1 protein-coding gene is annotated in these 415 nt (G+C 73.3%); it reads right to left on the bottom strand.

Annotated elements, in window-relative coordinates; genetic code table 11:
- On the bottom strand, positions 1 to 415 hold a 415-nt coding region (locus DSP71_RS24210), incomplete at both ends, for a putative PEP-binding protein (RefSeq protein ID WP_309472632.1).

The raw sequence follows: 415 nt of genomic DNA on the forward strand, positions 1-415 counted from the left end.
CTGGCGCGCAGCGCCCGCAGACCCCTGAGCCCGAGCGCCGGGTTCTCCTCGTGTGCATCGTTGAGGAAGGCCAGAGGCTTGTCAGCGCCGGCATCGAGCATCCGCACCACGACCTTCCGGCCGGGGAAGGCCGCGAGCAGCTCGCGGTACGACTCGCGCTGCTGAGCGATGGTGGGCGCCTGGGCGGAGGAGAGGAACAGGAACTCGGTACGGAACAGCCCGACGCCCTCGGCCCCCCGAGCGACCGCGTCGGCCGCATCTGCAGGCTTCCCCAGATTCGCGAGCAGCGCGACAGGCGTGCCGTCGGCGAGAGCGCCGGGAGTGGTTGGGGCCGCGTCGGCCGACCGCCGAGCGGCAGCGCGCTCGGTGGCGCGAGCCTTCTCGTCCTCCGTCGGTTCGCGCGTGACCACGCCGC

The sequence above is a fragment of the Microbacterium sp. H6 genome (genome assembly GCF_003314775.1).
In the GTDB taxonomy this organism is placed as follows: Bacteria; Actinomycetota; Actinomycetes; order Actinomycetales; family Microbacteriaceae; genus Microbacterium; species Microbacterium oxydans.